The organism is Mangrovactinospora gilvigrisea, assembly GCF_001879105.1.
GTDB lineage: Bacteria > Actinomycetota > Actinomycetes > Streptomycetales > Streptomycetaceae > Mangrovactinospora > Mangrovactinospora gilvigrisea.
Window position 1 is genome coordinate 42,296 of the sequence record NZ_MLCF01000144.1, and the last position, 8,354, is coordinate 50,649.

The 8,354-nt window shown below is 74.9% G+C and carries 7 protein-coding genes; 3 read left to right on the plus strand and 4 right to left on the minus strand.

Features of this window, described 5'->3' with window-relative positions; genetic code table 11:
• Positions 1–178: 178 nt before the first annotated feature.
• Positions 179–2,365 (minus strand): glycogen debranching protein GlgX, encoded by a 2,187-nt coding sequence (glgX, locus tag BIV57_RS21265; protein WP_071658479.1) that lies wholly within the window; start codon positions 2,363–2,365, stop codon positions 179–181.
• 297 nt (positions 2,366–2,662) lie between these two features.
• Here glgX and BIV57_RS21270 point away from each other — a divergent pair, with 297 nt between their 5' ends.
• Together BIV57_RS21270 and BIV57_RS21275 are read left to right on the plus strand one after the other, a co-directional pair.
• The gene (locus tag BIV57_RS21270) at positions 2,663–3,952 is read left to right on the plus strand and encodes an SAV2148 family HEPN domain-containing protein (RefSeq protein WP_079170557.1); all 1,290 of its coding nucleotides are present in this window, start codon (positions 2,663–2,665) and stop codon (positions 3,950–3,952) included.
• 195 nt (positions 3,953–4,147) lie between these two features.
• Positions 4,148–4,885: an exonuclease domain-containing protein gene (locus BIV57_RS21275; protein ID WP_071658480.1), complete on the plus strand. Its 738-nt coding sequence runs from the start codon at positions 4,148–4,150 to the stop codon at positions 4,883–4,885.
• On the opposite strand, the gene BIV57_RS21280 is transcribed toward BIV57_RS21275, so the two are convergent.
• Complete coding sequence (locus tag BIV57_RS21280) at positions 4,851–5,633, minus strand: DUF4328 domain-containing protein (protein WP_071658481.1); 783 nt, start codon at positions 5,631–5,633, stop codon at positions 4,851–4,853. The genes BIV57_RS21275 and BIV57_RS21280 overlap by 35 nt on opposite strands.
• A gap of 144 nt (positions 5,634–5,777) precedes the next feature.
• Here BIV57_RS21280 and BIV57_RS21285 point away from each other — a divergent pair, with 144 nt between their 5' ends.
• Positions 5,778–6,680, plus strand: coding sequence for a phosphotransferase enzyme family protein (locus tag BIV57_RS21285; RefSeq protein WP_071658482.1), 903 nt, complete (start codon positions 5,778–5,780; stop codon positions 6,678–6,680).
• A 252-nt stretch (positions 6,681–6,932) separates the two neighbouring features.
• On the opposite strand, the gene BIV57_RS21290 is transcribed toward BIV57_RS21285, so the two are convergent.
• Together BIV57_RS21290 and BIV57_RS25445 are read right to left on the minus strand one after the other, a co-directional pair.
• Complete coding sequence (locus BIV57_RS21290) at positions 6,933–7,793, minus strand: sirohydrochlorin chelatase (RefSeq protein WP_071658483.1); 861 nt, start codon at positions 7,791–7,793, stop codon at positions 6,933–6,935.
• Positions 7,790–8,354 (minus strand): elongation factor 1-alpha C-terminal domain-related protein (locus BIV57_RS25445; RefSeq protein ID WP_419185743.1); only part of this gene is annotated, 565 nt, incomplete at its 5' end. The genes BIV57_RS21290 and BIV57_RS25445, both read right to left, overlap by 4 nt.

The window sequence follows — 8,354 nt, forward strand, 5'->3', positions numbered from 1 at the left end:
GCTTGGCGGGCAGCTGCTGCTTGGCGGTGCCGATCGGCGTCCAACTGCTGGGCGCGGGCGAGCCCGGCGGGGGTGAGCTCCGCGTCGGGCGGCATGCCGCCGTCCGCCCGGACCACCACCGGGCCCCGCTCCCGGAGGGTGGTGACGACGGCGGCCACGCCGAGCGCGGCCGCGCCGCTCAGCCGCGCGGCAGGCGGAGCACCATCAGGGAGCGCTGCGCGCGGGCCAGGGTGGTGCCGGGGGAGACCATCCGGGGCGCGGAGCCGCCGTCCGGGTCGGCGGTGTCCACCTCGACCTGCCACCACGGCTCCCCGCCGCCGTTCGCCTCCGGGCCGGTGGGGACCTCGAAGCGGACCTCGCGCGGCTCGGCGTTGAAGAGCAGCAGGAAGGAGTCGTCGGTGATCGCCGTGCCCCGCTCGTCCGGCTCGGATATCGCGTCCCCGTTGAGGAAGACGGTGAGGGAGCGGGCCGTCGCGTCCCGCCAGTCCTCGTCCGTCATCTCCTCGCCCTGGGGGGTGAACCAGGCGATGTCGGACAGCTCGTCGTGGGTGCCCTCCTTGGGGCGCCCGTGGAAGAACCGGCGGCGCCGGAAGACCGGGTGCTCGGAGCGCAGCCGGGTCATCGCGCGGGTGAAGGCGAGCAGATCCTGCGCCTCCTCGGCGGTGAGGTCGGGCGTCGCCTCCGGCTCCTGCTCGGCGCCTTCCCGCGGCCAGTGCATCCAGGCCAGCGGGGAGTCCTGGCAGTAGGCGTTGTTGTTGCCGCGCTGGCTGCGGCCGAACTCGTCGCCGTGCGAGAGCATCGGCACGCCCTGGCTGAGCAGCAGCGTGGCGAGGAAGTTGCGCTGCTGGCGCAGGCGCAGCGCGCGCACCTCGGCGTCGTCCGTCCCGCCCTCGGCGCCGCAGTTCCAGGAGCGGTTGTCGTCGGTGCCGTCCCGGTTGTCCTCCTGGTTGTCCTCGTTGTGCTTGCCGTTGTAGGAGACCAGGTCGCGCAGGGTGAAGCCGTCGTGGCAGGTGACGAAGTTGACGGAGGCGAGCGGGCGGCGGCCGTTGTCCTCGTAGAGGTCGGAGGAGCCGGTGAGCCGGGAGGCGAACTCGCCGAGCGAGGCCGGCTCGCCCCGCCACAGGTCGCGGACGGTGTCGCGGTACTTGCCGTTCCACTCCGTCCACAGCGGCGGGAAGTTGCCCACCTGGTAGCCGCCCTCGCCGACGTCCCACGGCTCGGCGATCAGCTTCACCTGGGAGACCACCGGGTCCTGCTGCACCAGGTCGAAGAACGAGGAGAGCCGGTCGACTTCGTGGAACTGCCGGGCCAGGGTGGCCGCCAGGTCGAAGCGGAAGCCGTCGACGTGCATCTCGGTGACCCAGTAGCGCAGCGAATCCATGATCATCTGGAGCACGTGCGGGCTCCGCATCAGCAGCGAGTTCCCGGTGCCCGTGGTGTCGGTGTAGTAGCGCGGGTCGTCCGCCAGCCGGTAGTACGACGGGTTGTCGATGCCCTTGAAGGAGAGCGTCGGCCCCAGGTGGTTGCCCTCGGCGGTGTGGTTGTAGACCACGTCGAGGATCACCTCGATGCCGTTCGCGTGCAGCTCCTTCACCATCGACTTGAACTCCTGCACCTGCTGGCCCAGATCGCCCTGCGAGGAGTACGCGCCGTGCGGCGCGAAGAAGCCGAGGGTGTTGTAGCCCCAGTAGTTGGCGAGGCCGAGGTCGACCAGCCGGTGGTCGTCGACGAACTGGTGCACCGGCATCAGCTCCACCGCCGTCGCGCCCAGCTCCTTCAGGTGCCGGACGACCGCGGGGTGCGCCAGCCCCGCGTAGCTGCCGCGGATCTCCGGGGGCAGCTCGGGGTGGGCGTGCGTCAGGCCCTTGACGTGCGCCTCGTAGAGGACGGTGTCGTGGTAGGCGTGCCGCGGCGGGCGGTCGTCGCCCCAGTCGAAGTACGGGTTCACCACCACCGAGGCCGGCGTGTACGGCGCCGAGTCGAGGTCGTTGCGCGACTCCGGGTCGCCGAACTTGTAGCCGTACAGCGCCTCGTTCCAGCGCACCCGTCCGGACGTCGCCTTCGCGTACGGGTCGAGGAGCAGCTTCGCCGGGTTGCAGCGCACCCCCCGGGACGGCTCGTACGGGCCGTCCACCCGGAAGCCGTAGCGCCGGCCCGGCTGCACGCCCGGCAGGTAGACATGGTGGACGAAGCCGTCCGTCTCGCGCAGCTCCACGGTGGTCTCGTCGAGGGTGCCGCGCTCGGCGTCGCCCTCCAGAAGGCACAGCTCGACGCGCTCCGCCACCTCCGAGAACACCGCGAAGTTGGTGCCCGCCCCGTCGAACGACGCACCCAGGGGATACGCGCTCCCCGGCCAGACCTGCATGCTGCTCCCGAGTGCTCCGTGCCGGCTTCTCCGGTCCCGAACTCTTGGCAAACATGGGCATTGTCGTCCGGACCCGCGCCACGGGGTGCCGCTTCCCGGGGACTTCGCCCCGATGAGGGGATACTTCTGGTGTATCGGTGGGTAGTTGAGTGGGCGTCGCGACGGTAAACGTTCCGCGGGGAGGCCCGTGGGCACGGGGCGAGGGAGAGGCATGGGAGGGCTGCGGTGAGGGGCCCGGCAGAGACCAGGGAGGGCGGCACCGGCCGCCTGGCGCGCCCGCCCGCCCCCCGGCGGCCCCTGGACGGCTTCGACGCCGACAGCGGGCTGGAGGCGGACGCCGGAGTGCTCGCGCCGACCGGCGCGCTCCGGCTGCCCGTCCCCGGCGACATCGCCCCGGTGGTGCTCCCGGCCGAGCCGGTGGAGCCCGACCCCGAGCTGGACTGGGGCCACGCCGACTGGGCGGAGGCCCGCACCCGGGTCCGCCGGGCCGGCCGCGCCTACGTCTGGCTCAACCTCGTCGAGCAGCGGCTGCGCAGCGTCACCGGGGCCGTGCTGCGTCCCGTCTACGAGCCGGTGCACGGCGCCGAGGGCTGGGTGGTGGCGGCGATGGGCCCGGCCGGCCGCGAGGGCGTGCAGCGGGCCGCCGCGGTGCGGGACGTCTCGCGCCGCAAGGGCTACCTCCTCGACCCGGACGACGACGACCTGCTGGTCTTCCTGACACTCCCGCAGCTGCGGGAGCTGATCGTCACGCACTGGCCGTGCTTCGAGCCGTGGCTGGGCGGCGAGGGCGGCCGCCGCGAACTGGAGCTGCTCCTCGACGAGCTGGAGACCGCCCGGCACGTGGTGAACCGCAACCGGGCGCTCACCGAGAACGTCCTGGAGCGCACCGAGCAGGCCGCCCAGCGGCTGCTGTCGCTGCTGGACAGCGGGGCGCGGCACGCGGGCGTGCAGCGGGTGCCGGTGGACGTCCTGGAGGAGATCGTCGGCGACCGCTACGCGGACGTCATCGGCGTCCACCCGGACCGGGTCTCGCTCCAGCGCGACCTGCCCGCCGAGGACCTCTTCGACGGGGCGGCGCGGCTGGACGCCATGGGCATCGCGCTCAACCTGCTGGGGCAGTCCTTCACCGGCCGGCGGCTGGCCCGCCTCGCCCACGAGGGCTGCCGGCTGCGGCTGCTCTTCCTCAACCCGGCGAGCAGCGCGGTGCGGCGGCGCGAGCGCGAGCTGGGGCTGGGCCGCGGCGAGCTGAGCCGGCAGATCGAGACCAACATCATGCAGGTGCGGCGGGTGCGGGCGCGGCTGGAGCGCGAGGCGCACGGCGGCGCGGACGGGGACGGCGACGGCGCCGGCCGCGTCGAGATCCGGGTCTTCGACGAGACGCCGCGCTGCACCGCCTACCTGGTCGACGGGCACAGCCCGGACGGGCTCGCGGTGGTGCAGCCGTACCTGCGGCGGGCCCGCGGCATGGAGTCGCCGGTGCTGCTGCTGCGCAACCGGGACGCCGAGCGCGGCGCGGAGCACGGGCTCTTCGACGTCTACCGCGAGGAGTTCGACGGCTGCTGGCAGGACTCCCGCCCGGTCTCCTGAGGAGACTGCGGCCGCAGTGCGTCCTGGTACTGGTGGGGCCTGGTGCGACGGGTGGGAATCCGGTTTCCTGAGAGGCTGCTGCGACCCCGGCCGGGATGTCCGAGGCGCAGGACATGATGGTTTCCCAAGGGCACCCCGGCGGCGCGCGCGCCGCGGCCGCGGCTGCCGGCGCTTCGAGAACGGGGAGAGGACTGCATGGGTTCCCAGAGCTGGCACCGGGGTCTGCTGGTCGGGTTCGATCTGGAGACGACCGGCACCGATCCGGCCGAGGCGCGGATCGTCTCCGCGGCCGTCGTCGAGGTCAAGGCCGGCGAGACCGCTTCGCGCCGCGAGTGGCTGGTCGACCCCGGAGTGCCCATCCCGGCCGACGCGGCCCGCATCCACGGCATCACCGACGACCGCGCCCGCGCCGCGGGTCACCCGCCGGCGGCGGTCCTGGAGGAGCTGGCCCAGCTGATCGCCGCGCACTGGTCCGAGGGCACCCCGGTGGTGGCCTTCAACGCGGTCTTCGATCTGACGCTGCTCTCCGCGGAGTTGGCCCGCCATGGGCTGGCGTCCCTGGAGGAGCGGCGCGCCGGCCGGCCCGTCGGCCCCGTCCTCGACCCGATGACGATCGACCGCGCGGTCGACAAGTACCGCCGCGGCTCGCGGACGCTGACGGCCTGCTGCAAGGAGTACGGCGTCGCCCTCGACCACGCGCACGCCGCGGGCGCCGACGCGCTCGCCGCCGTCCTGCTGCTGGAGGCGATCGCCGAACGGCACGGCGGGGTGGCCGAGTTGACGGCCGAGCAGCTCCACGAGCAGCAGGTCGACTGGTACGCCGAATGGGCCCGCGGCTACCAGGAGTGGCTGCGCCGCGGCAAGGCGCCGGACGCGGTGGTCGACGCCTCCTGGCCGCTCAGGCCTGCCCCCACGGGGGCGGGGGCGGCATAGCGCCGGGCGCCTGCGGCTGAGCGGCTTGGACGCGCGCCATGGCGCCGCCCAGGTCCGCGGTGATGCGGTGCACGGCGAACGCGGCGAGGCCGGCGGCGGCGAGTTCCACCGCGCCGACCGCGACGGCCAGGCCGGTCGGCGGGGCGATCGAGCGCATCAGGTAGTCCTGGACGAGCTGCGGGTCGTCCATCGCGTGGGCGTGGGCGAGCTGCACCATCGCCCGCACCATCTGCACCACCATGGTGATGCCCAGCGCCCAGCCCATCACGACCGACGCGAGCCACGCCGCCCACCAGGAGTTGACGATCCCCCTGCCGGGCCCCTGGCGGGTGCCGTGCGCCGCGGCGTGGATGTCGTGGGCCACCTGGAGCGGCATCCACAGGTTGGCCACCGGGATGAACCAGGCGCCTATCGCCCACCCCGGCCTGCGGCGCTGCAGCCCCGGCGCGAGGTACTCGGCGACGTTGCGGACCTGGTGGAACCAGACCAGGAACAGCACGATGCACGCCATCGGCACCATGCCGGTGATGCCGGTGAACGCCTGGACCCGCACGGAGTAGGCGCCGTCCGCCGTGTACATGTGGGGGTGCATCGTCAGCACGTTCACCGCGGAGAGCACCCCCGAGGCCAGCAGCCCGGCGAGCACCGCCTTGGACATGCCGCCGGGCACGCCGGGCACGGCCCGCACCGGGTAGCCGGGCGGGAGCGGCTGGGGCGCGAACGGCTGCTGGGGCGGGGTCGGTTGCACGGCTCACCTCGTGGATCGCGCAGTGGGACGGAGATGCGCGATGGTAACCGGATTCCCGGGGCGGAGGCGACCGTTCAGACAACGCGCGACGACCCCGCGCCACCCGGCCGAAGCGGAACGCGAAGGACGCGTAGCCTGGGGATCATGTCCACGTCCGAGACGGTTTTTGATGAGGCGCGGGCCCGCGCCGTGCTGGGGCGGGCCGCGGAGCGGATCGGCCTGCCGGCCGAGGGGCGGCTCGCCGCGCTCTCCGAGAACGCGGTGTTCGAGCTGGACGGCGCGCCCGTTGTCGCCAAGGTGGCGCGGGAGGCGGCCGTCCTGGAGCGCGCGGACCGCTCCCTCAAGGTCGCCGCCTGGCTCGCCGCCCACGGCGTCCCGGCGGTGCGCCCCGCGGACGGCGTCCCCGCCGAGGCGCTGCTGGTGGACGGACACCCCGTCACCTTCTGGGCGCGGCTGCCCGAGGCCGTGCGGCCCGCCGGGCCGGCCGACCTGGCGCCGCTGCTGCGCGGGGTGCACGCGCTCGGCGCGCCCGAGGGCCTCGGCCTGCCGCCGCGCGAGCTGCTGGGCAATGTGGACCGCTGGCTCGACCAGGCGACCGGTCACATCGACCCCGCCGACGCCGAGTTCCTGCGCCGCCGCCGCGACGAGATCCAGGAGAAGCTGCCCGCGCTGCGGCCGGTGCTGCCGCCCGGCCCGATCCACGGCGACGCGCTGCCCCGCAACGTCCACGTCGGGCCGGACGGGCCGCTCCTGATCGACCTGGAGACCTTCGCGGACGACCTGCGCGAGCACGACCTGGTGGTGCTCCAGCTCAGCCACGACCGCTACGGCCTCGACCACGGCCGGTACCGGGCCTTCGTGGACGGCTACGGCTTCGACGTCGCCGAGTGGGAGGGCGCCGTGGTGCTGCGCGGCGCGCGGGAGACCGCGAGCGCGGCGTGGGTGGCGCAGCAGGCGGCGGTGAAGCCGTCGGCGCGGGCGGAGTTCGCGCATCGCGTGGCGTCCCTGCGCTCCGGCGACGCGACGGTGCGGTGGAACGCGTTCTGAGCCCGCTCGGCCCGCCGTGTCGGACCCCGGTGATCGCCGGATGTCCGGTTAGCGTGGGAGTGTGCAGCAAACGCGCCGTATCGCCTGGATTGCGCGCCCGGCCAAGTCCCTCGCCGTCGGCGCCGGGTGGGGGCTCGCCTGCTTCCTGCTCGCCGCGCTCACCGGCGCGGTCTTCCACCACCGCGCCGTCGGATCGCTGCCCAACGCGGTCTGCGGCCTCGGCGGATTCGTTCTGACCGGGGCCATCGCCCTCTACGCCGACACCCTGCGCTCCCGCCGCGCCGCGCCCGCGTCCGCCGCCTCCGGGACGACGGGCACCGGGCCGACGGGCACCGGGACCGGCACCGACGAGCCCGTGATGGCGGCGACCGGCCGCGAGGAGTAGGCCCGCGCCGCCGCCAGCGACGCCAGCTCCGGCGCGTCGCCCAGCACCTGGGCCACCGTCAGCCCCAGCCCCCGCTCGGCGCACGCCGCGCGCGCCGCGTCGGCGAGGCGGTCCGGCAGCAGCCCCGGCGCGATGACGTAGCGCGCCAGCGCGATCCGCCGCGCCCCGGCCGCCCGCAGCAGCTCCACCGCCTCGGTGACGCTCGCCGGCGCCTGCCCGGCCGCCGCCGTCGCCACCGGCCCGGCGACCCCGTGCAGCCCCGCCGCCAGATCGCGGACGGCCGCCACCGCTCCCGGGTCCGAGGAGCCGGCCCAGCCCAGCAGCAGCCCGGTCGAGCGGTCGCCCGCCGAACCCGCCCCGGCCTCGGCGAGCCGCCGGCGCAGCGCCGCGCCGAGCAGCGGGCTCGGCCCCAGCACGGGCGCCTGCCGCAGCGTCAGCCCGGGGTGGCGGACGGCGCTCTCGCGCAGCAGCGCCGGCAGGTCCACCTTGGCGTGGTAGGCGTTGCCGAGGAGCAGGGGGACGGCGGTCACCTCGGACGCGCCCTCGGCGGCCAGCCGGTCCACCGCGGCGCCCACCGTCGGCGCGTTGTGGTCGAGGAAGGCGAACGCCACCCGTGCGCCGGGGGCGTGCGCCCGCAGCCGCGCCGTCAGCGCGCGGACGGTGGCGGCGTGCCGGGGGTCCCGGCTGCCGTGGGCGACCGCGAGCAGCGCCGTGCCCCCCGCCGTCATGCGGTGGCCATGGCGGCGGTGCGGGTGGTGCCGTCGGCGGGGTCGATGAGCAGGAACGCGCCGGTGCGGCGGTTGACCGCGTAGGCGTCGACCGGCAGCGGCTCGGCGGTGCGCACGGTGAGCGGCGCGATGTCGTTGAGTGCCAACTCGCCGCTGTCGGTGCCGATGTGCGTGACGATCCCGCGGACGGTGCGGGTGCCGTGCTGCACCAGGACCTTCTCGCGGAGGCGGAGCGGTGTCTGGTGGAGGTGGCAGGCGGTGGCGGTCAGCTCCTTCGCGGGGGCCGGGGCGCCGGGAGTGGGGGCGATGAGGTCGCCGCGGGCGATGTCGATCTCGTCGGCGAGGCGGACGGTGATCGACTGGCCCTCGCGGGCGGTCTCGGCCGGCTCGCCGAGGATGTCGATGCCGGCGATGGTGGACGTCGCCCCGGAGGGGAGGACGGTGACGGCCTGGCCGGTGGTCAGGGTGCCGGATTCCAGGCGTCCGGCGTAGCCGCGGTAGTCGCTGCCCTGGGGGCGGATGACGTATTGGATGGGCAGCCGGGCGGGGGCGGCGAGTTCG

Bases quoted from the DNA above. Each gene is read 5' to 3' on its own strand.
- glgX (WP_071658479.1), bottom strand. From the start codon at position 2,365: ATGCAGGTCTGGCCGGGGAGCGCGTATCCCCTGGGTGCGTCGTTCGAC.
- BIV57_RS21290 (WP_071658483.1), bottom strand. From the start codon at position 7,793: ATGACGGCGGGGGGCACGGCGCTGCTCGCGGTCGCCCACGGCAGCCGG.
- BIV57_RS21275 (WP_071658480.1), top strand. From the start codon at position 4,148: ATGGGTTCCCAGAGCTGGCACCGGGGTCTGCTGGTCGGGTTCGATCTG.
- BIV57_RS21285 (WP_071658482.1), top strand. From the start codon at position 5,778: ATGTCCACGTCCGAGACGGTTTTTGATGAGGCGCGGGCCCGCGCCGTG.